At 38.0% G+C, this 26,823-nt stretch carries 29 protein-coding genes, 1 tRNA gene and 1 pseudogene; 9 read left to right on the top strand and 22 right to left on the bottom strand.

Annotated features, from left to right (window positions below):
• Positions 1–726, bottom strand: coding sequence for a peroxide stress protein YaaA (yaaA, locus tag IYQ91_RS00150; RefSeq protein WP_195672720.1), 726 nt, complete (start codon positions 724–726; stop codon positions 1–3).
• A 113-nt stretch (positions 727–839) separates the two neighbouring features.
• Between yaaA and IYQ91_RS00145 the strand changes: the two genes are divergently transcribed.
• Both IYQ91_RS00145 and trhA read left to right on the top strand, forming a co-directional pair.
• The gene (locus IYQ91_RS00145; RefSeq protein ID WP_049507193.1) at positions 840–1,298 is read left to right on the top strand and encodes a DUF1836 domain-containing protein; all 459 of its coding nucleotides are present in this window, start codon (positions 840–842) and stop codon (positions 1,296–1,298) included.
• The gene (trhA, locus tag IYQ91_RS00140; protein WP_003024373.1) at positions 1,282–1,929 is read left to right on the top strand and encodes a PAQR family membrane homeostasis protein TrhA; all 648 of its coding nucleotides are present in this window, start codon (positions 1,282–1,284) and stop codon (positions 1,927–1,929) included. Before IYQ91_RS00145 ends, trhA begins: the two co-directional genes overlap by 17 nt.
• A gap of 113 nt (positions 1,930–2,042) precedes the next feature.
• Here trhA and IYQ91_RS00135 read toward each other — a convergent pair whose 3' ends face one another.
• The 8 genes from IYQ91_RS00135 to IYQ91_RS00100 all read right to left on the bottom strand — a co-directional run bounded on the left by IYQ91_RS00135 (position 2,043) and on the right by IYQ91_RS00100 (position 9,782).
• Complete coding sequence (locus tag IYQ91_RS00135; protein ID WP_003024372.1) at positions 2,043–2,999, bottom strand: ABC transporter permease; 957 nt, start codon at positions 2,997–2,999, stop codon at positions 2,043–2,045.
• A 1-nt stretch (position 3,000) separates the two neighbouring features.
• Positions 3,001–4,065: an ABC transporter permease gene (locus IYQ91_RS00130; RefSeq protein WP_003036657.1), complete on the bottom strand. Its 1,065-nt coding sequence runs from the start codon at positions 4,063–4,065 to the stop codon at positions 3,001–3,003.
• On the bottom strand, positions 4,058–5,593 hold the full coding sequence (locus IYQ91_RS00125) for an ABC transporter ATP-binding protein (protein WP_003024370.1): 1,536 nt from the start codon (positions 5,591–5,593) through the stop codon (positions 4,058–4,060). The genes IYQ91_RS00130 and IYQ91_RS00125 overlap by 8 nt, the downstream gene beginning before the upstream one ends.
• 136 nt (positions 5,594–5,729) lie before the next feature.
• Positions 5,730–6,785 carry a BMP family lipoprotein gene (locus tag IYQ91_RS00120; RefSeq protein ID WP_003024369.1) on the bottom strand — a complete coding sequence of 352 codons (1,056 nt, stop codon included), beginning with the start codon at positions 6,783–6,785 and terminating at the stop codon, positions 5,730–5,732.
• Positions 6,786–6,857: 72 nt separating this feature from the next.
• On the bottom strand, positions 6,858–7,247 hold the full coding sequence (locus IYQ91_RS00115; protein WP_126467005.1) for a cytidine deaminase: 390 nt from the start codon (positions 7,245–7,247) through the stop codon (positions 6,858–6,860).
• Positions 7,234–7,896, bottom strand: a complete 663-nt coding sequence (gene deoC / locus IYQ91_RS00110; protein ID WP_022525891.1) for a deoxyribose-phosphate aldolase — start codon at positions 7,894–7,896, stop codon at positions 7,234–7,236. Before deoC ends, IYQ91_RS00115 begins: the two co-directional genes overlap by 14 nt.
• A gap of 18 nt (positions 7,897–7,914) precedes the next feature.
• Entirely contained in the window at positions 7,915–9,192 is a 1,278-nt protein-coding gene (locus IYQ91_RS00105) for a pyrimidine-nucleoside phosphorylase (protein WP_195672719.1), read from the bottom strand.
• The gene (locus IYQ91_RS00100) at positions 9,189–9,782 is read right to left on the bottom strand and encodes a class I SAM-dependent methyltransferase (protein ID WP_049507128.1); all 594 of its coding nucleotides are present in this window, start codon (positions 9,780–9,782) and stop codon (positions 9,189–9,191) included. The genes IYQ91_RS00105 and IYQ91_RS00100 overlap by 4 nt, the downstream gene beginning before the upstream one ends.
• Before the next feature lie 92 nt (positions 9,783–9,874).
• Between IYQ91_RS00100 and coaA the strand changes: the two genes are divergently transcribed.
• From coaA to IYQ91_RS00085, 3 genes are all read left to right on the top strand, one after another.
• Positions 9,875–10,795, top strand: a complete 921-nt coding sequence (coaA, locus tag IYQ91_RS00095; RefSeq protein WP_003024363.1) for a type I pantothenate kinase — start codon at positions 9,875–9,877, stop codon at positions 10,793–10,795.
• Positions 10,796–10,848: 53 nt separating this feature from the next.
• Entirely contained in the window at positions 10,849–11,100 is a 252-nt protein-coding gene (gene rpsT / locus IYQ91_RS00090) for a 30S ribosomal protein S20 (protein ID WP_020999623.1), read from the top strand.
• Between the two features lie 64 nt (positions 11,101–11,164).
• On the top strand, positions 11,165–11,674 hold the full coding sequence (locus tag IYQ91_RS00085; protein ID WP_195672718.1) for a DNA topology modulation protein: 510 nt from the start codon (positions 11,165–11,167) through the stop codon (positions 11,672–11,674).
• A gap of 48 nt (positions 11,675–11,722) precedes the next feature.
• On the opposite strand, the gene IYQ91_RS00080 is transcribed toward IYQ91_RS00085, so the two are convergent.
• Entirely contained in the window at positions 11,723–13,336 is a 1,614-nt protein-coding gene (locus IYQ91_RS00080; protein ID WP_195672717.1) for a M20/M25/M40 family metallo-hydrolase, read from the bottom strand.
• 176 nt (positions 13,337–13,512) lie between these two features.
• Between IYQ91_RS00080 and IYQ91_RS00075 the strand changes: the two genes are divergently transcribed.
• The gene (locus IYQ91_RS00075; RefSeq protein ID WP_195672716.1) at positions 13,513–14,961 is read left to right on the top strand and encodes an alpha-amylase; all 1,449 of its coding nucleotides are present in this window, start codon (positions 13,513–13,515) and stop codon (positions 14,959–14,961) included.
• A 451-nt stretch (positions 14,962–15,412) separates the two neighbouring features.
• Here IYQ91_RS00075 and IYQ91_RS00070 read toward each other — a convergent pair whose 3' ends face one another.
• From IYQ91_RS00070 to IYQ91_RS00040, 7 genes are all read right to left on the bottom strand, one after another.
• Complete coding sequence (locus IYQ91_RS00070) at positions 15,413–16,759, bottom strand: sensor histidine kinase (protein WP_003024354.1); 1,347 nt, start codon at positions 16,757–16,759, stop codon at positions 15,413–15,415.
• On the bottom strand, positions 16,749–17,423 hold the full coding sequence (locus IYQ91_RS00065; protein ID WP_003024352.1) for a response regulator transcription factor: 675 nt from the start codon (positions 17,421–17,423) through the stop codon (positions 16,749–16,751). Before IYQ91_RS00065 ends, IYQ91_RS00070 begins: the two co-directional genes overlap by 11 nt.
• 272 nt (positions 17,424–17,695) lie before the next feature.
• A complete protein-coding gene (locus tag IYQ91_RS00060; RefSeq protein ID WP_195672715.1) occupies positions 17,696–18,148 on the bottom strand; it encodes a hypothetical protein in 453 nt (150 codons plus the stop codon).
• A 341-nt stretch (positions 18,149–18,489) separates the two neighbouring features.
• Positions 18,490–19,233 (bottom strand): alpha/beta fold hydrolase, encoded by a 744-nt coding sequence (locus IYQ91_RS00055; protein ID WP_195672714.1) that lies wholly within the window; start codon positions 19,231–19,233, stop codon positions 18,490–18,492.
• A gap of 130 nt (positions 19,234–19,363) precedes the next feature.
• A tRNA-Arg gene (locus IYQ91_RS00050) sits at positions 19,364–19,435 on the bottom strand.
• A 39-nt stretch (positions 19,436–19,474) separates the two neighbouring features.
• A complete protein-coding gene (rplS, locus tag IYQ91_RS00045) occupies positions 19,475–19,822 on the bottom strand; it encodes a 50S ribosomal protein L19 (protein WP_003024326.1) in 348 nt (115 codons plus the stop codon).
• A gap of 151 nt (positions 19,823–19,973) precedes the next feature.
• Positions 19,974–20,933, bottom strand: coding sequence for an ROK family glucokinase (locus tag IYQ91_RS00040; RefSeq protein WP_106083389.1), 960 nt, complete (start codon positions 20,931–20,933; stop codon positions 19,974–19,976).
• A 212-nt stretch (positions 20,934–21,145) separates the two neighbouring features.
• Here IYQ91_RS00040 and IYQ91_RS00035 point away from each other — a divergent pair, with 212 nt between their 5' ends.
• The 3 genes and pseudogenes from IYQ91_RS00035 to IYQ91_RS00030 all read left to right on the top strand — a co-directional run.
• Complete coding sequence (locus IYQ91_RS00035) at positions 21,146–21,703, top strand: LysR family transcriptional regulator (RefSeq protein ID WP_229311574.1); 558 nt, start codon at positions 21,146–21,148, stop codon at positions 21,701–21,703.
• Positions 21,704–21,705: 2 nt separating this feature from the next.
• Positions 21,706–21,984, top strand: coding sequence for a hypothetical protein (locus IYQ91_RS09915; protein ID WP_229311573.1), 279 nt, complete (start codon positions 21,706–21,708; stop codon positions 21,982–21,984).
• A 112-nt stretch (positions 21,985–22,096) separates the two neighbouring features.
• Positions 22,097–22,549, top strand: a pseudogene (locus IYQ91_RS00030) (restriction endonuclease subunit S); the annotation flags it as partial.
• 21 nt (positions 22,550–22,570) lie between these two features.
• Here the strand turns inward: IYQ91_RS00030 and IYQ91_RS00025 are convergent.
• From IYQ91_RS00025 to IYQ91_RS00005, 5 genes are all read right to left on the bottom strand, one after another.
• A complete protein-coding gene (locus IYQ91_RS00025) occupies positions 22,571–23,494 on the bottom strand; it encodes a site-specific integrase (RefSeq protein WP_195672712.1) in 924 nt (307 codons plus the stop codon).
• 25 nt (positions 23,495–23,519) lie between these two features.
• Positions 23,520–23,921 carry a restriction endonuclease subunit S gene (locus IYQ91_RS00020; RefSeq protein WP_223351472.1) on the bottom strand — a complete coding sequence of 134 codons (402 nt, stop codon included), beginning with the start codon at positions 23,919–23,921 and terminating at the stop codon, positions 23,520–23,522.
• A 136-nt stretch (positions 23,922–24,057) separates the two neighbouring features.
• Positions 24,058–25,653 (bottom strand): type I restriction-modification system subunit M, encoded by a 1,596-nt coding sequence (locus IYQ91_RS00015; RefSeq protein ID WP_195672711.1) that lies wholly within the window; start codon positions 25,651–25,653, stop codon positions 24,058–24,060.
• Between the two features lies 1 nt (position 25,654).
• Positions 25,655–26,260, bottom strand: a complete 606-nt coding sequence (gene fic / locus IYQ91_RS00010) for a protein adenylyltransferase Fic (protein WP_195672710.1) — start codon at positions 26,258–26,260, stop codon at positions 25,655–25,657.
• 14 nt (positions 26,261–26,274) lie between these two features.
• A partial coding sequence (locus tag IYQ91_RS00005) for a restriction endonuclease subunit S (protein ID WP_229311571.1) occupies positions 26,275–26,823 on the bottom strand: 549 nt, incomplete at its 5' end.

Genomic DNA, 26,823 nt, shown 5'->3' with positions numbered 1-26,823 from the left:
TTACTCCTTAACAAAGACATAGGTATTTATCGTAGACAAATCCTCTCGGAAAGCAAAGCCTGCAAATTGCAATTGTTTGATTTCCTCTTTCGTTGTTATTTGATTTTCAATTAAAGCAGTTAAAAATTGCCCCCGCGCCTTCTTAGAAATAGTTGAGTGAACTTTCAAACTTCCTTCTCTATCTTCTAAAAATTTAAACCGAAGCATCTTATCACGCACAGATTTGGAAAACACCGTCTCAAACTCACTTGATAGCAGAGATAAAATCATTTCCTCATCTGAAATAGCTGCGTCATAATCATTGCGCCAATAATTTTTCAAGCTTTTGCCAGAAATAGTACATTTTACTAAAAAATCCAAGCGATGAGGTGAAATCAACGCCATAACTGGTATAACACCATATAGACTAGAAGTGATGAACAAATGCTTGTCTACATACCTCAACTCTTGCTTCGTTAAATGACTTCTTCTGATGTTTCGATACATAAGACCATCAAATAAATGCAAAGCTGGGTAAGTCAAGGCTTGCCCATTTTTTAATTGTTGAAGATGAATATACTCTTCTTCTGCACGTTCCAGACTAATATGATAGAAATCGGCTAATTCTTCAATAGAATACTGTGATAGACTAGCTACAATTATTTTTGTTTGCTCTGAAAGGAAACACTTGCCATGAGGTTTAAGGTTAAGATTCATTTCCTTTGCAGTTGGAATTAAAATTTTCATAATCTTATTGTATCAAAAGTTATTTTGCAGAACAAATGATTTTTCTCTTGACATTAGACAATTGTTATCATATAATCTAGTTATTAAGACTAGATAAGAAAGAGGTGGATATTTTGGAAATCACAAAATTCCCAACTTGGGAAGAACTACCAGAGTTAGATCTTTATCTTGATCAGGTTCTCCTCTATGTGAATGGTGTCAACGAACAAGCATTTCATAGCACGGATAAGCCTTTAACGGCTGCTATGGTCAATAATTATGTGAAACACGCCCACATTCCAAAGCCAATTAAGAAAAAATACAATCGTGTACAGATTGCTCGTCTGATTGTATTGACGACGTTAAAACCTGTCTTTCCAATACCAGATATTATCAAGACGATTCAACTTCTGGTAGACGAAAAAAATTCAGCTACTCTTTATAATGAATTTGTTAATTGCATGCGAGAAGAAAAAGCTGACATAGTCGCACCTGCAATTGAAGCAGCTTGCCAAACGGTGAAATTATTTCATCAAACAAAGAAATTGGCTCTAGCCTTAGAAGGAGGTAAAACAAATGAATCAAACGCTTAAACTCAGCAAACAACTTAGCTTTGGGGAAGAAATTGCCAATGCTGTCACTCACGCTGTCGGGGCTGTGGTTATGTTAGTACTGCTTCCTATCTCAGCCATTTATAGCTATGAAGAACATGGTATGCTTGCTGCTGTCGGAGTTTCAATTTTTGTCATCAGTTTATTTCTGATGTTTCTTTCTTCAACGATTTACCATTCAATGAGCTATGGTTCTACGCATAAGTATATTCTACGGATCATCGATCATTCAATGATTTACATTGCTATTGCGGGAAGTTATACGCCAGTCGTACTATCTCTTATGAACAATTGGTTGGGTTATCTTATTATCACAATTCAATGGGGAACGACCATTTTTGGTATTTTGTATAAAATATTTGCTAAAAAAGTTAATGAAAAATTCAGCTTAGCGCTTTATCTTATTATGGGCTGGTTGGTGATTCTGATCATTCCGCAAATCATTGGTCAAACGGGACCTATTTTCTGGGGATTGATGTTAGCTGGAGGACTCTGTTATACTGTTGGTGCAGGATTTTATGCTAAGAAAAAACCATATTTCCACATGATTTGGCACCTCTTTATCCTAGCTGCTTCTGCACTTCAATATCTTGCTATTGTCTATTTTATGTAAAACATTTTAAAAACAATCATTCTCTAAGTCGCTCTTCTTAGCAGAATGATTGTTTTTTTTTTTATCAAAAAAGCCAGGCTACTTTGAAAAGTAACTTGGCTTTTTGCAATAGTTTATTTTGATTTAATATAATTGACACCGTCTGCTTTTGGTGCAACAGCTTTTCCGAAGAATGCTGCCAACACAACAATAGTCAATACATAAGGTGCAATTTGTAGGTACACAGCTGGTACATGTGATAGGAATGGTAATTGACTTCCGATAACGGCTAAACTTTGAGATAGCCCAAAGAATAGACTTGAAAGCATAGCGCCAATTGGATTCCATTTACCAAAAATCATAGCAGCCAGTGAGATGAATCCTGGTCCGATAATGGTTGTAGCAGCGAAATTTACGGAAATAGATTGTGCATAAATCGCTCCACCAACACCGCCAAGAAAACCTGAAATCATCACACCGTAATAACGCATGAGATAAACATTGATACCGAGGGTGTCTGCCGCTTGTGGGTGTTCACCTACGGAGCGCAAACGAAGCCCAAATTTCGTCTTAAACATAATGAACCATGCTAGGAAAGCAAATGCAACTGCAATATACCCCATTAGACTGGTGTGTTTAAAGAAGATATCTCCAATGACAGGAATATCTGATAATAGTGGAAAATTAAATTTACCAAATGATACTTGAATATTATCTGTTTGCCCTTTATTATAGAAAGCTTTTACCAAGAAAATCGCTAACGCAGGCGCCATCAAATTAAGCACTGTACCACTAACAACATGGTCCGCACGGAAATTGATAGTTGCTACAGCATGAATGAGTGAGAAAATTAGTCCCACAATACCACCGACTAAAAGTGCTAACCAAGGTGTTAAACTTCCAAAGGTATTCACAAAAGTAAGGTTAAAGACAACTCCTGAGAAAGCTCCCATAACCATAATACCTTCAAGTCCGACATTGACAATCCCAGCATGCTCTGAGAAGGCACCACCGATACTAGTAAAGATTAAAGGTGCCGCATAAATCAGCATAGAGGAAACTAACAGACTTAACATTGTTACAAAATTCATCTTATTTTCCTCCCTTTACTTTTGCTTGTTTTCTTGGTTTGATAAAGTGTTCAATGATGTAATGAATACTTACAAAGAAAATAATTGATGCTGTTACAATATTTACCAGCTCCGCTGGAATCGTTGCGGTGTTCATACCTGGAGCTCCGACTTGAAGCACGGCAAATAAGAATGCTGCAAAGAGAATACCAATTGGTGAATTATTTGCCAGCAAGCTAACGGCCATACCATTAAAGCCGACAGCTAGGGAACTTCCTTGTACATAGACATTTTGGAAAGTTCCAAGTCCTTCAACAACACCTCCGACACCGGCAAGGGCACCTGAGATAATCATTGAAAGAATAATCGTCCGTTTAGCAGACATCCCTGCATATTCACTCGCATTTGGATTTAGCCCGACAGAACGGATTTCAAATCCAAGCGTTGTTTTTTTCAGCATAAACCAAATAAGAACAACGGCAATAACTGCAAAGAAGATTCCGATATTCATCCGTGAATTATTGGTCAATGCCCGTAACCATTCTGTTTGATAAGTTGCATTAGCCCCAACTTTAACACTTGAGTCAATACTTTGCATAACACTTTTTGGGAAACTATGAATCATTGCATTTCCAACGTAAAGAACGATATAGTTCATCATAATCGTAACGATAACTTCACTTGTTCCCAAATAAGCACGAAGAATACCAGGAATAGCACCGATAATCCCACCAGCTACTGCTGCAATGACAACCGTAGCAAGAATCATAATTGGGCGAGGAAGATTAGGAAATGAAAGCGCAAACCAGCCACTCAAAATCCAACCTGCCAAAGCTTGCCCCGGCAAGCCGACATTAAAGAATCCAGCCCGACTCGCTACTGCAAACCCAAGAGCAATTAAAATAAGTGGACCCATTGCGCGGAAAATTTCACCAATACTACGGATAGTACCAAAAGCAGCTTTGAACAGCTCTTCATAACCCCAGATAGCATCATAGCCAAAAATCCACATGATAATGGCACCGAGTAAAATTCCAAGAACAACGGAAATCAAAGGCACCGCAATTTGCTGTGTTTTCTTAGTCATTTGAATCTCCCTTCTTAATTTCACCACCAGCCATCAAGATACCCAACTCTTGTTTATTAGTTTCTGCTGGAGTTACAATACCTTGAATCTTACCATCATGAATAACAGCAATACGGTCTGAAACATTCAGGATTTCATCTAATTCAAAGCTGACCACAAGCACTGCTTTACCCTTGTCACGTTCTTCAATCAAACGTTTATGAATGTATTCAATCGCTCCAACGTCTAATCCACGAGTTGGCTGACTAACGATTAGAAGGTCAGGATTGCGGTCTATTTCACGAGCAATAATGGCTTTTTGTTGATTTCCTCCTGAAAGAGCAGATGCTGGAACACTTTCACTTGCAGCCCGAACATCAAATTCATCCATTAACTTTCGTGCATAAGAAGTGATATTATTGTAATTCAAAATTCCATTTTTGCTTAATGGCTCCTTGTAATAAGTTTGCAGAGCCATATTCTCAGACAACATCATATCTAAAACCAAGCCATCACGATGACGGTCTTCCGGCACATGACTAACTTGCATTTCGGTAATTTTCCGCGGAGATAAGCCAACGACTTCTTTCCCCTTAATGGTAATGCTACCTGATTTCACCTTCCGAAGACCTGTGATTGCTTGAACTAGCTCGCTTTGTCCATTGCCATCAATCCCGGCAATCCCAACAATTTCACCAGCTCGTACATCCAAAGATAAATTTTTAACAGCAGGCACACCACGATTCTCATTCACAACCAAATCCTTAATAGATAGAACAACTTCTTTTGGATTTGAAGCTTCTTTTTCCGTTGTAAAGGATACTGAACGTCCCACCATCATTTCAGCAAGATCTTTATTCGTTGCGCCACCAATTTCAACGGTTTGAATACTCTTACCGCGACGGATGACAGTTACACGATCAGAAACAGCACGGATTTCATCCAATTTATGTGTAATCAAAATAATGGATTTTCCTTCTTTGACTAGATTTTTCATGATATGTTCTAGTTCTTCAATTTCTGAAGGAGTTAATACTGCTGTTGGTTCGTCAAAAATCAAGATATCTGCGCCACGATACAATGTTTTCAAGATTTCAACACGTTGTTGCGCACCAACTGAAATATCTTCAACTTTTGCAGTCGGATCCACAGCTAAACCATATTTTTCGGATAGTTCCTTGATGTCTTTGATTGCCTTTCGAATATCTAAAACACCATTTTTGGTCGTTTCACTACCCAAAATGATATTCTCAGCAACCGTGAAAGCCTCTACCAACATGAAATGCTGGTGAACCATTCCGATTCCTAAAGATGCTGATTTCGATGGAGAATCAATTGTCACTGATTTTCCATTCACAGTAATCTCACCACTTGTTGGCTCAAGCAAGCCAGCTAACATATTCATCAGAGTGGACTTGCCCGCTCCGTTTTCTCCTAAAAGTGCATGAATTTCACCGCGTCTTAGATTTAAGTTGATTTTATCATTTGCGACAAATTCACCAAAAATCTTGGTTATTTCATGCATTTCAATGACATTCTCATGTGCCATATGATTGATTCCTTTCAGAAATTATTTTATTTCAGTAAAACTCACTAAAAGATTAGCCAGCTTTACTGAGACAAAAGCTGTCTCAATCTCAAAAAAGCGACCCACGAAGGTCGCTTCTTGAGTGTCAGGTTATTCTTTATTCTGTAGGAACTTTAATACTTCCGTCAAGGATTTTTGCTTTTGCATCTTCAACAGCTTTTTTAGCATCATCTGATAAGTTCTTAGTTGTCAAATCTACTCCACCGTCTTTCAGACCGTAAGTTGTAGTTTTTCCTCCTGGAAATTTATCTTTTGCTGTTTTGTTAGCAATATCTTTTACAGTACCACCAACTTTTTTCAAGCTAGATGCCAAAACAAAGTTAGATTCTTTGCCGTCTTTAGATTTGTATTTACCTTCATCGTTTTGGTCGCGGTCAACACCGATGACCCAAACTTTGTCAGATTCATTTCTAGTTTCGTTGATAGATTTTGCTTCGTTGAATACACCAGCACCAGTACCACCGGCTACTTGATAAACAACGTCTGCACCAGCTGCATATTGAGCTGCTGCAATTGTCTTCCCTTTAGAAGCATCTCCAAAGCTTTCAGCGTATTTCACATCAATCTTAATAGAAGGATCAACAGATTTCACACCTGCTTCAAAACCTTTTTCAAAACGAGTTAATACAGCACCTTTGATACCACCAACAAAACCAATCATTTTTGTTTTAGTTGTTTTGGCTGCAGCCACACCAGCAAGGTAAGCAGCTTCGTTATCTGCAAAGAGTGCAGAAGCTACATTCTTTTGACCTTTAATTTCATCATCAATAATAACATAGTTAATATCAGAGTGATCCTTTGCAGCAGATTCTACTGCATTACGAAGAGCAAATCCAATACCAAATACTAATTTGTAATTGCTAGAAGCAGCTTGCTCAAGGTTTGTAGCGTATTCAGATTCGTTTGTAGATTGGAAGTAAGTAAAGCCATGGTCTTTTGTCAACCCATTTTCTTTACCCCAAGCTTGCAAACCTTCCCAAGCAGATTGGTTAAATGATTTATCATCTACACCACCTGTATCTGTAACAATTGCAGCTTTCAAATCCGTCTTTGCATCTTTATTATCTGATTTAGATGCACGGTTACCACATGCAGCAAGTCCAATTGCTGCGACAGCTACTAGACCAAGGCCTAGCCATTGTTTCTTGTTCATCTCTGAACCTCCTAAATAAGATGTGCAACAAGGTTGCAAAATTAACTTTGGTCAACTGACCGTTTTTACCAACTAATCCAAGTTAGTAAAAGAATACGGAAGTAATTCCTTGACCGTCATCACGACCGTCGATTTATCTTTGGCAACAAGTGTCACCTTTAAATCCTGAGAAAAAAATTCTGCCATTACTTGACGACAAGCTCCACACGGAGAAACGGGTTTTTGGGTTTCACCATAAACGATTAGTTCCTCAAACTCCGTAACGCCTTCTGAAATAGCTTTAAAAATAGCTGTACGTTCTCCACAATTTGTCAAACCAAAACTAGCATTTTCAATGTTTACGCCTGTAAAAATCTGACCATTTTTAGCTACTAGTACGGCTCCAATTGGAAAATGAGAATAAGGAACGTAGGCCTTTTTACTTGTCTCAATCGCTAGATCAATCAACTCAGTAGTCGCCACTAGCTTTTTCTCCTTTCATAATGGCTACACCAGAAGAAGCTCCAATACGCGTTGCGCCTGCTTCAATAAATGCGACTGCATCTTCGTATGAGCGAGCGCCTCCTGAAGCTTTGACCCCCATATCCGGACCAACTGCTTTTCTCATCAACGCCACATCATGAACAGTAGCGCCTCCAGTTGAAAATCCAGTTGAGGTTTTCACAAAGTCTGCACCAGCTGCTTTAGCCAATTGACACGCTACAACTTTTTCTTCATCTGTCAATAAGCACGCTTCAATAATTACTTTTACAAGTGTATCACCACTTGCTTCTACTACTGCTGCAATATCTTCTTCTACTAAAACCAGATTTTGGGATTTCAAAGCACCAATGTTGATCACCATATCCACTTCGTCTGCACCATTCTTGATAGCATCTCTTGCTTCAAATGCTTTCACAGCAGGCGTATTTGCTCCCAGTGGGAATCCAATAACGGTACAAACTTTAACATCTGTATCTCGTAATCCTTCTGCGGCAAAGCTGACCCAAGTTGGGTTGACACAGACACTTGCAAAATCATATTCTCTTGCTTCTTCAATCAATTTTTCAATTTGCTCTTGTTGAGCATCTGGTTTCAAAAGCGTATGATCGATGTATTTATTTAACTTCATTTTCGGTTCTCCTGTAAGTTAAGCGATTACTTCAATAATCTCTTGAACTTTTTTCGGCTCATTACTTATTTTAACATTTTTTTTGAATTCTGTAACTAGTTCTTGTGAAATTTTTTCATTTGCATAAACTTTTGCGACAATTTCACCAATTTTGATTGATTCTCCGACTTTCTTTTCAAAAACAATTCCTGTTTCAAAGTCTAAGGCATCCGTTTTCACCGCTCGGCCTGCACCTAGCCGCATGGCAAATAAACCAAATTCCATAGCTGGCAATTCAGAAATATAACCCGCTTCATCTGCAGTCACTTCTACAACGTATTTTGCTGATGAAGGGCGGTACAAATCTTCTAAATCGCCACCTTGTGCAACAACCATAGCTTCAAATTTTTGCAGTGCCGATCCATCAAATAGATGTTCCCGCACTTCTTTTACAGTTTTTTCAACATTTGCTAAGCCAAGCATGATTTGGCCTAATTCACAAATAAATTCTGTTACATCTTCTCGTCCTTTTCCTTGCAGGATATCCAAAGCTTCAAGGATTTCCAAACGATTACCAATGCTGGTTCCTAAAGGTTGGCTCATGTCGGTGATAACAGCTGTTGTTCTACGCCCAACTGCCTTTCCTAAATCAACCATAGTACGAGCTAGAGCACGCGCATCATCCAAGTTCTTCATAAATGCACCTTCACCAACTGTCACATCTAGCAAAATACTATCTGCCCCAGCTGCGATTTTCTTACTCATAACAGAACTTGCAATTAAAGGAATGGTATCAACTGTCGCCGTCACATCACGCAAAGCGTACAACAACTTGTCTGCCTTCACCAACTGATCAGACTGACCAATGACGGATAGTCCAATATCCTGTACTTGCTTAATAAATTCTTCTTGGCTACGCTCAATTTGAAATCCTTTAATGGATTCTAATTTATCAAGCGTTCCCCCTGTGTGACCGAGTCCACGACCACTCATTTTAGCAACGGGGATTCCAAAACTAGCTACCAAAGGCACCAGTACAAGCGTTACCTTGTCTCCTACGCCTCCGGTTGAATGCTTATCAACCTTAACTCCAGATATAGCTGACAAATCAATTTGCTGACCTGTCCCTACCATGGTCATGGTTAAATCAGATATTTCACGAGTGGTCATGCCTTTAAAATACACTGCCATTGCAAAAGCTGACATTTGATAATCTGGCACAGTTCCAGCAACATAACCTTCAATTAACCACTTGATTTCATCACTAGTTAATTCTAAGCCATCTCGCTTTTTCTGAATAACATCAACTGCTCTCATATTTCCTTCCTACTTCTAAGGATATAATATCCCTTATCTTTTTTTAGAATTTCGCAGTTTCCAAAAACTTCTTCCATCTTGGCTTTGGCACTTGGTGCCCCTTGTTTTTTTTGAATCACAATCGTCAAGTCACCTCCGTCTAGTAAGTGCGCATGGCTTCCTGCAATCACCTCATGAACAATCTGTTTCCCAGCTCGAATCGGTGGATTACTGATAATATGATGAAATCTCCCTTCTACATTTTGATAAATATTAGATTGAAAAATCGTAGCTAGGACTTGATTGCGCTCAGCATTTTGACGCGCCAAATCAAGAGCGCGCTGATTTATATCAACAAGCGTTGCTTCGACTTCTTTAGCTTTGACCAAAGTCAGTCCCAACGTTCCGTAGCCACAACCGACATCTAATACGCTTTCTTGCTTATGAAAATCAAGACACTTTAAAAGAGCTTGACTGCCATAATCAATCATTTTCTTACTAAAGACTCCTGCATCAGTCAAGAAAGTCATCTTTTGACCCAGAAGCTGAACCTTCAATTCGTGAATATCATGTTCTGCATCTGGATTTTCTGCGAAATACATTTTAGCCATAAAACTATTTTAACATAAAGACCTTTTATTTGTAAACCGTTTACAATTTGTTTAAAATTATGTTATACTATTTTTCAACTATAGGAGTGAATATGACGAACGAATTTATCCATTTTGAAAAGATTAGTCGAAAAACTTGGCAAAATCTGCATCGTAAAACAACCCCGCCTTTGACGCAAAAAGAATTGAATTCTATCAAAAGTTTCAATGATAAGATCAGCCTTCAAGATGTGACAGATGTTTATCTGCCTTTAACCAATCTTATTCAGATTTACAAGCGTTCAAAAGAGGATTTGGCATTCTCAAAAGGGATTTTTTTACAGAAAGCAAGCAAACGGCAACCGTTCATCATTGGTGTTTCTGGAAGTGTCGCTGTTGGAAAATCTACTACCAGTCGGCTCTTGCAAATACTTTTATCTCGGACATTTTCTAATGCAACTGTTGAATTGGTAACAACAGATGGATTTCTTTATCCTAATGCTCATTTGGAGGAGCAAAATCTCCTCAAGCGCAAAGGCTTTCCAGAAAGTTATAACATGGAGCTGCTGCTTGATTTTCTTGACAATATCAAAAATGGACAAAACTACCAAATCCCTGTTTATTCACATGAAATTTATGATATTGTTCCTAATAAAAAACAGTCTGTTACAGCTGCAGATTTTGTCATTGTTGAAGGTATCAACGTTTTCCAAAATCCACAAAATGAACGCCTTTATATGACGGATTTCTTTGATTTTTCGATTTACGTGGATGCGGAAGTTGAAAATATCGAAACTTGGTATCTGGACCGCTTTAAAAAATTGCTCACTTTAGCAAAAGAAGATCCAAATAACTATTATCATCCTTTCACTTCTCAGCCAGAAAACAAAGTTATGGAATTTGCTCAAAATGTCTGGAAATCTATTAATCTTGTCAATTTACAGGATTATATCGAACCCACACGCAACCGAGCTGAAATTATTCTTCATAAAACAGAAAATCATGAGATTGATGAAATTTACTTAAAAAAATAAAAAGGCTTGTCAAATCTCAACTTTTCATATATAATTAGATAGTTAGTATATCATTGGAGGTGAAAACATTGGCAAATATTAAATCAGCTATCAAACGCGCTGAATTAAACGTTAAACAAAACGAAAAAAACTCAGCTCAAAAATCAGCTATGCGTTCTGCAATTAAAGCATTTGAAGCAAATCCTTCTGAAGAACTTTTCCGTGCTGCAAGCTCAGCTATTGATAAAGCAGAAACTAAAGGTTTGATTCACAAAAACAAAGCGAGCCGCGATAAAGCACGCCTTGCTAGCAAACTTGCAAAATAATTTGCATAACGTAAAAAAGAGCTCAGTGGAGCTTTTTTTGTTGCATCGGTAAGAAAGGCTCTATATGAAAATCGCAATTATCGGCTACTCCGGCTCTGGAAAGTCTACACTTGCTAAATATTTAGCAAAACATTATGACATCTCACTGCTTCATTTGGACACGCTACAATTTCTACCCAATTGGGAAATGAGTGACCGCAGCTGGATGCAAGAGCAAGTCAAGACTTTCTTAAACGAGAATCTGTCTTGGGTGATAGACGGAAACTACAGCTCCTGCTGCTATGAAGAGAGAATGGAGCAAGCAGACCAAATTATCTTTTTAAATTTCTCGCGTTGGGATTGTCTTTTACGGGCTGCAAAGCGTTATTCCAAGAACAGAGGTAAGGTCAGAGACAGTATGGCACAAGGCTGTCCTGAAAAGTTTGACTGGGAATTTATCCGCTGGATCTTACTTGACGGACGAACTGCTAATATTCGGAAACGATATGAGAAACTTCAAAAAATGTATCCCTACAAATTTATAGTTCTTCATAACCAAAAAGAACTAGATAACTTTTTAGCGCAATTTTCATAAACATCAAAAGCTATATTCAGCTCAGTTATGAATATAGCTCTTGTTTTTTTATTTTTTAATACTGTCAATATGTTCTAGCAAATATAACAGAAATTGAGGAATCGTCTCCAACATATCCTTTTCATAGACGCGTTCTGTTAACTGATGTAAATCTTTTCCCCAAGGTCCCAGATTGATGCCAGGAACATTGATGTCCTGAATTTTCTCAAAATCAATCGAATATAAATGTTCAGGAACAGCCATACTCTCGATAATTTTTTGATACTCTTTAACAGATTTTTCTAAAGCACAGTAACTAATGTCACAGATTCCCATAAAGAACTCTTCTACTGCGAGACGACCAGCCGCTGTGTCAGATAAGTATCCACTATAAAGTGCAATGAGTTTTTCAATATCAACCACGCTATTTTTCAGATGTCGACAATTCATAGAAGGATAATAAGGCGGCGCAATAGCTAGCACAACAAATGCCTCCTTTTTATCATAGAAATCTAACACCTTTTGAACAGTTGCAATGGTTATTTCTTGATAGCTTGAACCCGCTTGAAATGCTTCATGAGCAGATTGGTTTGCCTTGTGCATAAATTCTTCAAATCCAGCCTTCTTTTGACATAACTGGATTAATTCTTCATAAGTCAATACATGAGGTTTTGTGACTTTTTTATCCTCTTTATAAATCACCTGCAAAGCCTGATAACGCTCATAAAACTCATCAACGGCTTCTTGGCAGAGTTGTTGAATCGTCGTCATCAGCTCTTTCGGACTTTTATCTAAATAAAGAACACTAAAATAACCTGCTGCTCTTAAAACCGTTGACACATCATAATTTTCCTTCAAATCACGCATGTAAGACCACGAAGGCAAAGGAGCCTGCTCTCCATAAATCGAATCCGACAAGCGGGGATTAAGGTCAATTTTTTCCACTACTTTTGCTAGAAGCGAGACGGCATTGATACCTTTGAGAGGCTCTTTCATGTGGGAAAGAATACCCTGCGTAACCACGACAGGCATCATTTTCCCAACTGTTCCAACATGCAATACTTTTTCTTGAACAGAATTGCTTTCAAATGGTTCTGAATCAATCGCCAAGATATAATTCAGATGAAATTTCTTTTTCAGATCAGCAAGCAAACCTACCGCAGCTCGCATTCCCTGAGAATAGGATTCCTCATCTCCAACTGATAAATAAAGAAGATTCACTTCTCCTTCTGCTTTGCTCGCATATTCTGCTACTACTCCCAATTGCAAAGCCAACGCTGCTTTCATATCACATGACCCGCGACCAAACTGCCATTCGTTAGAAGTTATATCTTCTAACACATCTTGACCCAGTGAAGCACTTGCTAAAGCCTTTTTCAAAGCAACATTATCAAAAGCAAATTCCTTTAAATTTCCAAAATCCTCAATATCTACCGTATCATGGTGATGAAACAAAATCACTGTATCTGCACAATGACCTTTTACCAAAGCCCAATTAACACTACGCTGGTAAATATCATCCGGAATCTGATAGGTGCCAAAATAATCTGAATGCTCCTGAAAATACGGCAAACCGCCAATATAGTGATTGAGAAAATTTTCAATATTTCTTTCTGAACTCGTATGCGTGAAACTCTCAATCGCCATGCTCTTGTCAAAAATATCTTGAATCCTATTTTTCATCAATGGCTCCTTCAACTTTTTATAAAAATAGCTTGCTAGCCTTATTATATACCTCAACAATCATCGTTTCAATCTATTTTTCATCCTTTGACTCTATAAAATTTACGCAAACGTTTGCGCTGTGGAGATTATTTTGCTAAAATAGTAGCCATCAAGACAAGAAAGAGGTATCTCGTATGAAAAATCAAACATTGATGCAATATTTTGAATGGTATCTACCAAATGACGGACAACATTGGAATCGCTTGGCAACAGACGCTCCACATCTAGCTTCTAAAGGCATTCGCAAGGTTTGGATGCCACCTGCTTTTAAAGCCACTAGTTCCAACGATGTCGGCTACGGCATTTATGATTTATTTGACTTGGGCGAATTTGACCAAAAAGGAACGGTTCGGACAAAGTATGGCTTTAAGGAAGACTATTTGAACGCAATCAAGGCACTCAAAGAAAATGGAATTGAACCCATTGCAGATGTCGTTTTAAATCACAAGGCGGCAGCGGATTACAAAGAGAGATTTACTGTTATTGAAGTTGACCCAAATGATCGTACAGTCGCCCTCTCTGAGCCTTTTGAAATAAAAGGCTGGACCAAGTTCACATTCCCCGGCCGCCATAAAAAATACAATGATTTTGAATGGCATTGGTACCACTTTACAGGGACGGATTATGATGCTAAGCGAAATAAATCAGGGATTTACCTAATTCAAGGGGACAACAAAGGTTGGGCTGACGATGATTTAGTGGACAATGAAAATGGAAATTTCGACTATCTCATGTACGCTGACCTTGATTTTAAGCACCCAGAAGTCATTCAAAACCTTTATGATTGGGCAGATTGGTTTATCGAAACGACCGGCATTCATGGCTTTAGACTGGACGCTATCAAGCATATCGATTCTTTCTTTATGGGAAATTTTATCCGCGACATTATGGCAAAGTATGGAGAAGATTTCTATGTCTTTGGAGAGTTTTGGAATGGTGATGAAACTGCAAATAACGATTATTTAGGAAGTATTGACTATCGTTTTGATCTAGTAGATGTCAAACTGCACCACAACTTATTTGATGCTAGCCGCGCTGGGGCGGACTATGATTTGAGAAATATTTTTGAACAAACGCTTGTCAAAAACCACCCTAAATCGGCTGTTACTTTTGTCGATAATCATGACACACAACGTGGACAAGCGCTGGAATCAACTGTTGAAGAATGGTTTAAACCTGCTGCTTACGCTCTCATTTTGTTGCGTGAAGCAGGTCTGCCTTGCGTTTTCTATGGAGATTACTATGGTATCAAAGGCGAATTCGCTCAAGACAGCTTCCAAACAGTTCTTGATAAATTATTAGATATTCGTCTCAACTTAGCCTATGGAAAACAGAAAGATTATTTTGACGACGAGCATTGCATTGCTTGGACCCGTTCAGGCAAAGATAACGGACAGCCGATTGCTGTCATCTTAACAAACGATCAAGCCAGTTCAAAACGCATGTATGTCGGTAAAAATTGGGCTGGTAAGAAATTCAAAGATTACTTGGGAAATTGCTCAGAAAGCGTGACAATCAAAAAAGACGGCTGGGCAGATTTCCCAGTTGCAGAAAAATCGGTTAGTGTCTGGTCTGCGCAATAAAATAAAGAACACAGTGAGATCTAAACCACAAATCACTTCCTACTCTTGCTAGAGACTTAAACTCATTCTCTTTGTTGATCGGGGCGACGAAGCAAACAGAAAGTTGAGGGTCCTTGTCCGCTCGGCTGACAGCACAAACTAAAACCCAGGCAGCTCGTCCGCCCAGCTGACGGAATAAACTGAAACTCAGGCAATCCGTCCGCTCAGCTGACAGCACAAACTAAAACCCAGGCAATCCGTCCGCTCAGCTGACAGCATAAACTAAAACTTAGACAGTTCTTCCGCTAGGCTGACGAAAATAATGACATCCCAGCCTCAACCATTCAACTCTGCTTTTAAACAAGATAAAAACACGAACAGATCAAGATAGCCAACAACTAATCCTGACTTTGTTCGTGTTTTTTCTCATCTTCCGAAACAACCTTCCCTATGAATACAGGTTATTCCTGACTTATTTTTTCTTTCTATTGTCCGTTCTAATGGCAATCTTCACCTCAAAAATGGTTCCTTTCGGCTTATTATCTTTCACCGTAATGGTCCCTTTAAGGGCTTCTGTGATTTGCTTTGCAAGCGACAAGCCTAAACCAAAACCACCTGTCTGTCGAGTCCGTGCTTTATCAACACGATAAAAACGATCAAAAATCTTTTTCTTATCTGCTGTACTAATCCCTGGACCATTATCCGAAACCTTCAAAAACAAATTTCGATCATTTGCAGAGATTGTCAATTCAATCACACCGTCTTCATCTGTATATTTCAGAGCATTGTCAAACAGAATCGTCATTAATTGCTTCAGCAAGGTCTTGTCTGTTTTAATCATGCGGTGAATCCTATTGTCAAATCGGAAAGTTTTCCCATTTTCTGCGGCAACCATTTCATAGTTGGTAAAGGTCGTATTAAAGAAATTTGGCTCGACATCGCCAATTTCTGGTTTAATCCCGTCGTCACGCCGTGCTAAATTAAGTAAGTTCGTTGTCAACATTTTCATGTTTCGCACTTCATCTAAACTAGAAGCGATGCTTTCACTCGATTCCATAATGGTGGCTTCTGGTTTTCTAAACAAAGTCTCCAAACGATTTTGTAAAACAGCTAGAGGCGTGCGCAACTCATGACTGGCATTTTCAACAAAGCTCTTTTGCTTTTGAATACTCTCCAACAAAGGTTTAACACTAACCCGAGCCAGATAGACACTGGCAATCAAGGAAATTCCCCAGAAACTAATCATCACAACTACAATCAGCTGCTCATGATTTTGACTAGTTTGTTCCAACTGACTGATATTGATAAAGACCGCTGCATATTTGACATTGGTTTCCAAATTTGGGATTTTCACTTCAAATAAAATCATCCGATAGGTTTCTTGTCGACCATAATTGCTTTTAACCTGGACTTGCCGAATGCGATCCAATTGCTTGCTATTAAAGGAAAGTTTATTAAGTCCCAGAAAATTATTGCTTGTAATGATTGGCTTATAATTCTTATCAAATAAAATAACTTCCGTATTGGCACTGACATTTGGTTTATCAGTAAGCTCTTTGTCACCCGTATCGGTTTTAGGCTCTCCGTTGTCTGACTTCTGTTCCATCCCCACTCTCCGAGCGAGTGCCAAATTGATGACAGAAGCAGAATCCTGACTGAGACTTTTCAAGTTATTATCAACCGTTGTATAAAGGCTTGAGCGCATCACCTGAATGATAATCAAAGTCATGGCTGAGAAAATGAGAGTAAAAATACCAAAATTGCGAATGAAATAAGAAAAATCATCCGCATACCATGTTTTTTTTAGTTTATTCAGCATCTTTTAAAATATATCCGACACTACGAAGCGTTTGAAGATTGTTCGCAAAGGTCGTCCCTTTCAATTTTTTCCGGATTTTTGAGACATAAACTTCTACAACTGAAATCGTTGTATCACTATCAAATCCCCACAAGCGATCGAAAATCTGTGTCTTAGGCAAAATAACGTTTTGATTTTGCAAGAAATACACCAGCAAGTCAAATTCTTTTCCGAGCAATTCTACTTCATTTCCGTCTACAAGTGTAGTGTTTGTTGATAAATTAACAGTGACATCGCCATAAGAAAGGGTGTTTTCATTGAACTTGCCAGAACGCTTCAAGAGAGCTTGAATCCGCATTTTTAATTCTTCCAGATAAAATGGTTTAGTCAAATAATCATCAGCACCCAACTCAAAACCATGTCCTTTATCATTCAAACTTTCTTTGGCTGTCATAATCAAAACAGGTGTGGTAACGCCTTTTTCACGCAATTCTTTCAATACTTGGAAACCGTCTTTTTCTGGCAACATCAAATCAAGCAAGATAAGGTCGTACACGCCACTCTCAGCCTCGTACAATCCTTCCTCACCGTCAAAAACTTGCATGACATCTGCAAAATCATCCAAAAAATCAAATACTGAATTAGATAGACCGAGGTCGTCTTCCACTAATAGAATCTTAATCATATGCTTTTCCTTCTAAAATACAAGTTTGGGACAAAAGTCTCCAGTTTCAAAATTCGTTATGCACTAAACTAACGATGCAGTAGCTGATTGCTCAAAACAGTACTTTGAGGCTTAATGGGATAAGGCCACGAACTAAAAAACATTTTGAATGTTCAGTTCTGCCCGCTCCCTTCATCGTGAACTAAGTAATGCTTTCGCATTGTCTTGCCAAAAATCAATCTACTGACTTTCTATTATTCTGATTCTATTATATCATGACTTTCTCTGAAATATTAAGAATTTGTTGTATTTGAATCATTATTTTCTGTCGTGCTACTATTCTTATCTGATTTGGTTGAACCGTCAGCATTTGATGGAGCTTTTTTCTTTGAGTTATTACTGTTTCCTGAGCCATTTTGACTATTATTATTGTCACTTTGGTCGCCATTTTGTTGGGGTGGCATGCCATTTGGACCACCTTGGTTATTTCCGTTTTGTCCACCTGGAGGCATTCCCGGACCACCTTGATTTTGGTTTCCCTGTTGCTGGTTATTCTGTGCCTGAGTTGTCGTACTTGTCTGTACTTTTGCCTGCTGATTGAGTGCATTTGTCGCTAAAGAGCCAATGCCTAGCCCACCGAGAAGACCAACAGCAAGTGACCCGCTTGCTACAACAGTCATACACCATTTGGTACTTTTTTCAACCATGATCATCTTCTCTTTCTTACTTGTGTTCTCTTGTTTCATTTTTGTCAAATTCCTTCTTTCTATTTTTAAGCGATCAGAAATTGCATTCCAAAGAGTATTGCCACAATAACTCCTTTGATGCCAAGATTTATCAGACAAACAAATTTAACTTTGAGTTTCTCATCTCATCACGTCCTTTCTTTTGAATGGAACTATCATATCTACTTTTTCTTAAAAGTGACTGAATTTTTTCTTAAAAGAAATTAAAAATAAAGAAAATAAGTAGTAAAACAATACAGAAATTATAGAAATAAAAAAACTAAATCAGATTGTTCCAATTTAGTTTAGAAGATATCTCATAAAATTTGTCCTAGAAAAGGCAAAGAGCAAAATCTCTTTTCTCAAAAGAGTGACCTAATTTCCATTTTATCTTCAAGTAATGCTGCTATTTCTTTCGGTTTTTCCATATACAATGAATGACTACAGCTAGTCATTTCTATGAGGTTTAGAAAGTTCGGGATGGTCTGTATAGCCCTCTTTTTCCAAATTGGTGTTTCCTTGTTTATTTCTGGAATGAACAAAATTGCATTTTTATTTTTCAAAAAGGACAAATTTCTAAAAGCTTGCCGTCTTATTGTCAATAAATGAGTCATTAACTTTTTAGATAAGCTTAAATGCCAATGTTTTTGAACTTTATCAAAAACAAAACTTTCTTTTGCCACCCTCTCCAAATTTTCTGACCATACAGCAGAGCTTTGTTTTTCAGTTATAACAGCTTTCTTTAGGCTCTCATAAATATTCGTTTGAAGATAATTCAGAGAATCTTCAATTTCTACATTCAAAGGGCAAATTTTATCCATATTAATGTATCCACCATCTAATAAGACGAGATGCGTAATTTTATCATAGACACTTGTTAGATAAACTGCTAAATCTGCTCCCAAAGAATGGGCTATTAACAGAATATCGTCATCCATATCAACTTGTGCCATAAACCAATCTTTCAACGCCTGTAATGAAATCAGTTGCTCTTCCAACCTAGAATCATAAATATCTAGATAAGTAACTGGAAAAGACAGTGCATTAAAAAAGTCCTGTGGATAATAGCAATTGCAGCCTAGTCCTCCAATAAAATAAGCCTTCATATTCTTATCCTTTCAGTCAGATGTTTCCAAAACAAACTTTACTTTTATATTTTATTGAGAATAACAAGCAAATATTGAACTCAAAAAACACAAAAGCCCTTCAACAATAAGGACTTTTGAGGGCACATTATGTCCCCTGCCGGAATCGAACCAGCAACTACTCCTTAGGAGGGAGTTGTTATATCCATTGAACTAAGGGGACTAGAGAAAAACTCTGCCAAGTGACAGAGTTAATTCCACATTAACGGCGAATTTCTTTGATACGCGCTGCTTTACCTTGCAATGCACGAAGGTAATACAATTTCGCACGACGTACTTTACCGTAACGCACTACTTCAATCTTTTCAACACGTGGTGTGTGAAGTGGGAAGATACGTTCAACACCTACACCGTTAGAAATTTTACGAACAGTATAGTTTTCTGAAATACCAGCACCTTTACGAGCGATAACCACACCTTCGAAGATTTGGATACGTTCGCGATTTCCTTCGACAACTTTCGCGTGAACACGAACAGTATCACCTGGACGGAATGCAGGAATATCAGTACGAAGTTGACCTTCAGTCAAACTTTGGATTAATGGATTCATTTTTCTTCTCCTATCTTACTAATCTTACAGTTCAAGACCACAGCGGATTAGTCGTTTTTTAGTGCTTCCATTACGCACTATCTAATATCATAACAAATTTTATAATAATTGTAAATGCCTTATTTGGATTATTTTTTCCATTTTAGTAGAATTATTGAAGAACCAATGAAGCTGCTCCTATGACACCTGCATCATTTCCAAGCGTTGCAAGTGCAAGTTTTGTGGATGTACGCACTTGAGGGAAAGAATTTTCTTCATAGACCTTACGAACACCGTCTAGTAAAAATTCACCTGCTGCAGAGACGCCACCACCGATGACAATCGTTGACGGATTTAAGATAGATCCAATGTTGGCACAAGCAATACCAAGATAACGTGCAAAATTACGATAAACAATGAGGGCTAGTTCATCACCAGCTTTAGCCAAATCAAAAACAATTTTTGCACTAACGTCTTCGCCGTTGTCAATCAATTGTTTCAGCTCTGCATCACCAGCATATTCATCAGCGTAGCGACGCGTTAAATTAACAATACCTGTTGCAGAAGCTACGGTTTCTAAGCAACCTTTTTTACCACAAGTACAGAGAATCGGCTGATCAAAATCAACTGTGATATGTCCCAGCTCTCCAGCTGCTCCAGCTACACCGTGCAGTAATTTTCCTTCCGCAACAATACCGCCACCGACACCTGTTCCAAGAGTCATAAACACAACATCAGGCTGATTTTCACCAGCACCCTTCCAACGTTCGCCAAGAGCAGCTACATTTGCGTCATTATCAATAAAGAAAGAAATACCAGTTGCTTTCTCAATTTTTTCTTTTACAGGTTGTAAAGTTTTCCAATTGAGATTATAAGCCCCAATAACCGTTCCTTTTTCACGATCCACAACACCAGGTGAACCCATGCCAATTCCAATGAAATCTTCTGCCCCAAGTCCCAATAGTCGCAAGCGATGATTGATAGATTCAATCATATCATCAACAATATGACTACCTTCATCTAAAATGTTTGTCTTAATAGACCATTTTTCTTGAACTTCTCCCTCTTGGGTCAGAATCGCAAACTTCACAGATGTACCACCTAAATCAATCCCAATAATTTTTTTAGACATGCTACCCTCCTCTAATAATTTTTTTCATTCTTATTATATCAGATTTTTTACGAATTGAAAAGGTTTGCATAGAACTTGAATAGGTTTGAACGACTTGTGCTGCTCTCATTTTACAAGATAAATAAAAAATTGTACAATAACGATAGATGATACTAGTATTCATTTTACCTATAGTCAAAGCTGTCCAACTCATTGATCAAAAAGGAGACATCATGCTGAATTTACAACACTTGGAGCAACTCATTGTTTTATCACAGGAGGGAACCTTGTCTAAGGCAGCCGAAGTCCTACTCATCTCTCAGCCATCCTTAACTCGAAATATGCAAATGCTGGAAGATGAATTGGGAGTTATTCTTTTTGAGCGAAGAAAAAATAAATTAAGTTTCACGGAAACCGGTCATCAAACTGTTAAACTAACCAAAAAATTTCTGAAACAAAAACAAAAATTTCTCGATGATGTACAACATTTTGCATTAAAAGAAAATACTATTTTTGGTGGTGTTAATGCACCGGTAGCCATCTTTGAACTGGAAAGTCGTATAAAAGAAAAGGGCTTGGAGCAACACATTCAAATTGAGCAAAAGACGAATGACGAATTGGAGAAAGCTCAGGACGATGAGAACGTTCACTTCATTGTAACAGACTATCCTATCAAAAAAGAGCATATTCTTTCCATGGGTCTTTTCATGGAGCAACTTTACTTATCCGTTCCTTTGACTCACCCGTATGCCACACGAAAAGAGATAAAACTTGCAGAATTGCTAATTTGACTATGCTGCTGCGCTCGGATCTAGGCATTTGGCAGCCATTAGTCAATCAACTGACGCAAACAAAGTTTATTGTTCAAAAAGATCGGGCAGCCTTTGTTGATTTAGTAAATGCTTCTGCATTACCAACTTTTTCTACCAATATTACTCAACAAAACACTGAAGAATCCACTGTGAATAGCCAACGTATCCAGATTCCTATCTCGGACAAAGAAGCTACCAAGACTTTCTACATTTCCGTTTTGAAGAAGAATAAAGCTATTTTACAGGAGTTGGTGAAATGAAGAAAAAGACCTAAGCCTTTGGTTACGAGACTTAGGTCTTTTTATCAATTCTAAAATTAAAATCTATAAATTATTAAAAAGATGAAAATTACTAACCGCTTGGGAACAGCGGAAGTTGGGGGAGATTTTGGGATATGAACAGCCAACAAAATATATCGTAAACTCTACTGATTATAGTGATGACTATGAAATTCCAGTTTTAACCGCTGGACAAAGTTTTATATTAGGCTACACAAATGAGAAAGATGGAATAAAAGATGCGACATCTGCTAGCCCTGTCATTATCTTTGATGACTTTACAACTAGTTCACATTTTGTTGATTTCCCGTTTAAAGTTAAGAGTTCAGCTATGAAACTTCTTTATAAAACATCAACAGAAGATAATTTCTATTTTCTTTATCATATTTTAAAGCAAGTTAAATATAATCCTGAAAATCATGAACGGCATTGGATTTCAAAATTTTCTTTATTTGATGTTTTGATTCCTGATACAGCCGAACAAAAAGCCATCGGCGATTTCTTTTCCACCCTAGACCGTTCCATTGCCCTTCATCAGCGTGAGTAAATTGTATCGTTCCAAATTATCTTATACTAGTCCAGATAAGTATCTCATAACTAGATCGTTATCTTGATTTTCTAATTCTTGAATGATGTGCATATAAACTTTTTGTGTTGTGGTCATTGACGAATGGCCCAATCTTCTTGAAACACTGGCGATAGAAACTCCCGCAAACATTAGAAGAGATGCATGAGTGTGACGGAGGCCATGGATACTGATAACTGGAATCCCTATCTTTTTACAGTGACGCTCCAGCCATTTGTTGGGGGTTGAATTGCAAATTGTATCAGTTGCAAATATCGGTTCATCGTGTTCAATAGATTTTACAAGTTGTTGAAACTGCATGCCAATCTGCCAATCAATTTGAACTTTTCGAATGGAGGAGCGATTTTTTGTTGGTTGAAAACCGGTATGAGTTTTGTAATCCCAAGTTTTATTTACGGAAATAGTTTGGTGAATAAAGTCAAAATCATCAGGCGTTAGACCTAGTGCTTCTGAAAATCTCAAGCCGGTTTTTGCTATCAGTAAAATCAACCAATCCCAATTAATTTCATTTGTCAATTTCAAATCAGATAATAAATTATGTAGTTCATATTGATTCAGATATTTTGCTTTTTTAACTCTTGGTGGTTTCCCTTTGAAAATTACTTTTCGTGTTGGGTCACGCTGAATATATCCCTCATCAACGGCATCAAGGATAGCTCCCTTGACTTGATGATGAAAGTCTATCACAGTTTGTTTTTCATGAGTTAAAGCATATGCATTTAGCAACTGCTGATAGACTGTTCGGTCTATTTGTCCCAATGTCAGATGGCTAGCTAACTTTTCTATTTCCTTTTGATTATGGTAGTATTTTTCTAATGTGACAGTTCTGACTGCGCCCTCTTTAAAAAGCTTAATCCATTCTTTGAAATATTCATGAAAAAGAGTCTCTGATGTAAATGTCATCATAATTCCACCTCCAAAATCTGTTAAATTACTCACGCTGATGAAGGGCAATGGAGTGGTCCAGAGTGGAAAAGAAATCGCCGATGGCTTTTTGTTCGGGGAGGGTGGGGAAATTAAAATTTAAAGATGAAAAATCACTAAAACTTATACTTCTGCCATCTCTAATACCGTAAGTTACAGCTTCCAATCTCTTTATAAAGTCCCTACTAGTTAAAATATTCTTCCAAAATAAATCTGAATGTTCATCGAGTTTTACAAAATCAAGAATTGTGTATGCTGGAGAAGTAATACCTTCAATGATAGAATGAGCAAAGCCCCCTTGAAATGAGCGAAGGTGAATTACAAACTGTCCAGGTACGACCCTTTTGTAATTTTTCAAACTACTTTTATCATATTTTATATCTATGCCTACATCATCTCTTTTCACCATTCCCAATTCTTGGGAGGCAGACAAAACAGGCAAATCTGGATGATTTTTATCAGATACCGATTGAAAAATCTTATCTGACTTCCGCTGTTCCCAAGCGAAAAGAAAAAAGCAAGAAATTTTCCCTGCTTTTTCTATGTTACATCTCCACTCCCAACTGATGTAATTGGTCTGCGATAAGGGCTTCTAATTCTGCTATTTCCGCTTCATCTTGAGCGATAAGGCGGGTTATCTCATCCAGATCTATCTCCTCTTCCTCTTCGAAAGTATCAACATATCGAGGAATGTTTAGATTAAAATCATTCTCTTTAATCTCTTCAAATGAAACTAGTCGAGCATATTTGTTCACATCTTGACGGTTTCGGAAAGTTTCAATAATTTTTTCAATATGATCATCGTTTAAGGTGTTTTGATTCTTTCCCTTATCAAAATCTTTACTGGCATCAATGAAAAGAATGTCTCGATTTTCTTTATTTTTTCTGAAAACTAAGACGGTTGTAGGAATGCTTGTTCCATAAAAGAGATTGGCTGGCAGACCAATAACGGTATCCAAGTAATTCTTTTCAACCAGCGTCTGACGGATTTTTAATTCAGCAGCTCCCCGAAAGAGCACGCCGTGCGGCAAAACAATGGCCATGGTACCTGTATCATTCAGATGGTAGACACTGTGGAGAATAAAGGCAAAATCCGCCTTAGAAGCAGGAGCTAATTTCCCATATTCTGAAAAGCGCGGGTCTTTTAGCTTGTTGTCAGCATTGTCCCATTTAGCAGAATAGGGGGGGTTGGCTACTACTGCATCGAAGCTACGGGGATGGTCAACCCCTTTTTCGTCCGGTCCGTCCGGCCAATCACTTTCCAAGGTGTCAGCATTGCTCAGATTCATGTTACTATAAGTAACACCGTGCATCATCAGATTCATCCTAGCCAAGTTATAGGTCGTTGTATTAAGCTCCTGCCCAAAATACTTAATTGCTCCAGGCTTTTGACCATTTGGCAATTCATTTCCAACTGTCAGCAAAAGAGAACCCGAACCCATGGTTGGGTCATATACAGAAAAGGTACGCTCGGTTTGTTCAACCTTATCCGTGACAATCTTAGCTAGAATTTGACTAACTTCATGCGGTGTGTAAAATTCTCCGCCTTTTTTCCCTGCTGAAGCCGCAAACTTCTTGATTAATTCTTCATAGATAAACCCTAAAATATCTCTACCGTCATCGCTCTTATAGTTAATATCATCCACTAATTTGACAATTCGATTGAGCGATTTTGCCCGATCATTGGTAGAAGAACCAAGACGCGTATCTCCCAGATTGATATCATTAAAAACTCCACGAAAATCCTGCACCGCTTCTTTGTTCAGTTCCGCATTGGCATTGAAATGGTCAAAAATTGTTTGATAATCGCTCGGGATAACCTCATTGTTTTCAATGCGAGCCAATAAAGAGAGCCATGTATCTTCAGGAGCAATCGCATACCCTAAACTAGACGCAATATCTTCCAGATAATCTGCCAACTCCTCACCCGTTGCCTGCTCTTTATACAGTTGGTTGATTGTCTTACCATCTTCTAGATCTAAAATAGCATTGTTAATCAGGTATTGCTCCTGATGCTCGGACAAATAGCGATAAAACATAAAAGCCAAGATATAATTTTTATACTCAGAAGCATCCATGTTCCCGCGCAGTTCATTGGCCATTGCCCATATTTTATTTGTAATTTCTTGTGTTTGTGACATATTATAAATCCTCAGTCCTGTATAAACTGTATCCCTCATAGTAATAACTATGATCAATCCCTTTCATGTAAAGTTCTCGGTTAGTTGTATCCTGCGTGAGAGCTTTTCTCAAGATATGTTTTATTTCAATATCCCTGATTGGACTTCGCTCCATCGCAAGCAGGTAATCGTCCTTGTCCACCTTAGACCAATCAACAACCTGTCCTAACTCTTTTTTCAAGATTACATCCAACCAAATCCGCATACTTCTACCATTTCCTTCTCGAAAGGGATGGGCAATATTCATCTCAACATATTTTTCAACGATTTCCTCAAACGTATTCTGAGGCATGGCAGACACATTTTCCAAGGAAGTCTCAAGATACATAACTGGTGCAAAGCGAAAACTTCCTTTGGCAATATTGACTGTACGAACCTTACCCGCAAAATCATAAATTTCTGAGAACAAATAAGTATGAATGGCAGCTAGACTGTCATAAGAGCCGACTTCCAAGGTGTCTAAGAAGCCTGTTTCAAACATTTTAGCTGCTTTTTGCTTGCTGATTTTTTCCTCTTGCCGGGCTAATTCCGTTGAGTCTGTTAAATGCAGTTTATTTTCTAAAACCATACAGTTCTCCTTTCTTAAGGAAACATTTTTTGCAAAAGCGCCTTCTTACGAAGTTTCAAATGCTCAAGCTTACGCTGATGAAGGGCAATGGAGTGGTCCAGAGTGGAAAAGAAATCGCCGATGGCTTTTTGTTCGGGGAGGGTGGGGAAATTAAAATTTAAAGATGAAAAATCACTAAAACTTATACTTCTGCCATCTCTAATACCGTAAGTTACAGCTTCCAATCTCTTTATAAAGTCCCTACTAGTTAAAATATTCTTCCAAAATAAATCTGAATGTTCATCGAGTTTTACAAAATCAAGAATTGTGTATGCTGGAGAAGTAATACCTTCAATGATAGAATGAGCAAAGCCCCCTTGAAATGAGCGAAGGTGAATTACAAACTGTCCAGGTACGACCCTTTTGTAATTTTTCAAACTACTTTTATCATATTTTATATCTATGCCTACATCATCTCTTTTCACCATTCCCAATTCTTGGGAGGCAGACAAAACAGGCAAATCTGGATGATTTTTATCAGATACCGATTGAAAAATCTTATCTGACTTCCGCTGTTCCCAAGC

This window comes from Streptococcus sp. HF-2466 (genome assembly GCF_015594645.1).
GTDB lineage: Bacteria > Bacillota > Bacilli > Lactobacillales > Streptococcaceae > Streptococcus > Streptococcus anginosus.
Note: the sequence above shows the minus strand (reverse complement) of the source record. Positions and strands in the feature narration are given on the sequence as shown.

Coding starts and splice junctions, on each gene's coding strand:
- IYQ91_RS00020 (WP_223351472.1), bottom strand. CDS start 23,921: ATGGTGAAAAGAGATGATGTAGGCATAGATATAAAATATGATAAAAGT.
- IYQ91_RS00120 (WP_003024369.1), bottom strand. CDS start 6,785: ATGAACAAGAAACAATGGCTAGGCCTTGGTCTAGTAGCTGTCGCAGCA.
- deoC (WP_022525891.1), bottom strand. CDS start 7,896: ATGAAGTTAAATAAATACATCGATCATACGCTTTTGAAACCAGATGCT.
- IYQ91_RS00135 (WP_003024372.1), bottom strand. CDS start 2,999: ATGAATTTTGTAACAATGTTAAGTCTGTTAGTTTCCTCTATGCTGATT.
- IYQ91_RS00015 (WP_195672711.1), bottom strand. CDS start 25,653: ATGTCACAAACACAAGAAATTACAAATAAAATATGGGCAATGGCCAAT.
- IYQ91_RS00070 (WP_003024354.1), bottom strand. CDS start 16,759: ATGCTGAATAAACTAAAAAAAACATGGTATGCGGATGATTTTTCTTAT.
- rplS (WP_003024326.1), bottom strand. CDS start 19,822: ATGAATCCATTAATCCAAAGTTTGACTGAAGGTCAACTTCGTACTGAT.
- IYQ91_RS00105 (WP_195672719.1), bottom strand. CDS start 9,192: ATGAGAGCAGTTGATGTTATTCAGAAAAAGCGAGATGGCTTAGAATTA.
- IYQ91_RS00085 (WP_195672718.1), top strand. CDS start 11,165: ATGAAAATCGCAATTATCGGCTACTCCGGCTCTGGAAAGTCTACACTT.
- IYQ91_RS00100 (WP_049507128.1), bottom strand. CDS start 9,782: ATGGCTAAAATGTATTTCGCAGAAAATCCAGATGCAGAACATGATATT.
- IYQ91_RS00065 (WP_003024352.1), bottom strand. CDS start 17,423: ATGATTAAGATTCTATTAGTGGAAGACGACCTCGGTCTATCTAATTCA.
- IYQ91_RS00125 (WP_003024370.1), bottom strand. CDS start 5,593: ATGGCACATGAGAATGTCATTGAAATGCATGAAATAACCAAGATTTTT.
- fic (WP_195672710.1), bottom strand. CDS start 26,260: ATGGTTTTAGAAAATAAACTGCATTTAACAGACTCAACGGAATTAGCC.
- IYQ91_RS00055 (WP_195672714.1), bottom strand. CDS start 19,233: ATGAAGGCTTATTTTATTGGAGGACTAGGCTGCAATTGCTATTATCCA.
- IYQ91_RS00075 (WP_195672716.1), top strand. CDS start 13,513: ATGAAAAATCAAACATTGATGCAATATTTTGAATGGTATCTACCAAAT.
- IYQ91_RS00060 (WP_195672715.1), bottom strand. CDS start 18,148: ATGAAACAAGAGAACACAAGTAAGAAAGAGAAGATGATCATGGTTGAA.
- IYQ91_RS00025 (WP_195672712.1), bottom strand. CDS start 23,494: ATGATGACATTTACATCAGAGACTCTTTTTCATGAATATTTCAAAGAA.
- trhA (WP_003024373.1), top strand. CDS start 1,282: ATGAATCAAACGCTTAAACTCAGCAAACAACTTAGCTTTGGGGAAGAA.
- IYQ91_RS00080 (WP_195672717.1), bottom strand. CDS start 13,336: ATGAAAAATAGGATTCAAGATATTTTTGACAAGAGCATGGCGATTGAG.
- coaA (WP_003024363.1), top strand. CDS start 9,875: ATGACGAACGAATTTATCCATTTTGAAAAGATTAGTCGAAAAACTTGG.
- yaaA (WP_195672720.1), bottom strand. CDS start 726: ATGAAAATTTTAATTCCAACTGCAAAGGAAATGAATCTTAACCTTAAA.
- IYQ91_RS00040 (WP_106083389.1), bottom strand. CDS start 20,933: ATGTCTAAAAAAATTATTGGGATTGATTTAGGTGGTACATCTGTGAAG.
- IYQ91_RS09915 (WP_229311573.1), top strand. CDS start 21,706: ATGCTGCTGCGCTCGGATCTAGGCATTTGGCAGCCATTAGTCAATCAA.
- IYQ91_RS00130 (WP_003036657.1), bottom strand. CDS start 4,065: ATGACTAAGAAAACACAGCAAATTGCGGTGCCTTTGATTTCCGTTGTT.
- IYQ91_RS00035 (WP_229311574.1), top strand. CDS start 21,146: ATGCTGAATTTACAACACTTGGAGCAACTCATTGTTTTATCACAGGAG.